The organism is Campylobacter taeniopygiae (assembly GCF_005406225.1).
Lineage (GTDB): Bacteria > Campylobacterota > Campylobacteria > Campylobacterales > Campylobacteraceae > Campylobacter_D > Campylobacter_D taeniopygiae.
The window spans coordinates 1-1,516 of record NZ_NXLY01000044.1 but is presented as its reverse complement, the minus strand read 5'-3'; the positions used below and the strand labels follow the sequence as shown (position 1 = coordinate 1,516).

Below are 1,516 nucleotides of genomic sequence, written 5' to 3'. Positions count from 1 at the left end.
TCAAATCCTCCATCAAGTAGGCGATACTCAAATTGTTACTAAGGGAGATTGTGTGATTATTAAAGCAGGTGGAGTAGAAGTGACCATAGACTCTAATGGGCTTATGGTTAAGGGTGGAGAAGTAAGAGCAGAATAAATATATAATGAAAAACAATTTTTTAAAGGAGTAATTATGAAAAAATTTTTAATGAGCTTAAGTATTTTAGTATTTTTAACCCCAATGCTTTATGCCCAATCTCCAAGTGAAGCTAAACCTAGCTTTGATTGTGCTAAGGCAAGTACAAAAGTAGAAAAGATGATATGTAGTGATATAGAAGGGAATTTGCAAAATTTAGATCGCTATATGGCTGAAGTCTATGCACAATTAAGAAAAGAGTTAAAAATCTCTAAATTTCCTGATAAGGAGCAAAGACTAAAAGATCTTTTAGATTCACAAAGGGCATTTATCAATAATAATGTTTCTTATGAAAACCGCATTACAGACTTGCTTAAACTTCTAGGTAAAGTGCTAGATTCTAACAATAAAGAATTATGCGAATATGCAAGACAGCATGATGAATTTGATGAGAGCAAATGGCAAGAACTTCCTCCTTCTGCTAATCCTCCCTTTAGTATAGGCTATTGTGCTTTTGGATCAAATAATCAATATGGCTCTTATTATGGTTATTGCACAGAAAGTGGAAAAGCTACTGAAGAAATGGCAAAAGCTATCAAAGAAGGCAGTCTTTATCTCACTCCACCTCATATCTATAAAAGAAAAATTGATATTAATAATGATGGGGTATTAGATGATGTAATCCTTTCAATAGGAGAATATTATGATGCACTTGCAATATATAAAAATGGCAAACTAGATACAAAAGCAAGTGATAAAATCTATGGGGATGATTTGCATTTTCATGGAGAAAAGACTGAAGAAGTAGTTTGTTTAAAAAATGAAGTGCCTTGTTTGGCATTTCAAACATATGCTATGCCAAGCAATAAAATTTCACAACGACTAGAATTTAATTTTGAAGCGCCTATATTAAGCCATTTATCCTATGGAGTTATGGAATTTAAAGGAAAAAATTATATTACCCTTTATAGCTACAGATTTAGCAAGGATGAGAATTCTACTTATCCAACAACACGCATTTATCTTTTAAAAGGCGATAAATTAGAATTAAAATGCACTTATAAAAAAAAGAAATATTAATGTTTGAAACGACAAAAATATTATTTATCACTCTGAGTGTGATATTACTTAGTCAAAGTCTAAATGCAAAATCTAGCACTAAACCTAGCTTTGATTGTGCTAAAGCAAAAAGCAATGTTGAAAAGATGATATGCAATGATAAAAGTGGAGAATTACAAAGACTTGATAGACTATATTCTAAACTCTATTTTTCAATATTAAAGAATATCCCAAAAGATACAAAAGAAGGAAAAGAAACAAGAAAACAAATGCAAAAATTTGCTAAAAATTTTAAAGATTATAGAGATAATATGCGTTGTTTTTTATTGGCACTAAATGATG

The 1,516-nt window shown here is 30.5% G+C and carries 1 protein-coding gene and 1 pseudogene; both read left to right on the top strand.

The features are described from left to right. Positions 1-172 precede the first annotated feature (172 nt). Entirely contained in the window at positions 173-1,195 is a 1,023-nt protein-coding gene (locus CQA75_RS08840; protein ID WP_137624590.1) for a lysozyme inhibitor LprI family protein, read from the top strand. Further along, positions 1,195-1,516 (top strand): annotated as a pseudogene (locus CQA75_RS08835) (hypothetical protein); the annotation flags it as partial. The gene CQA75_RS08840 and the pseudogene CQA75_RS08835, both read left to right, overlap by 1 nt.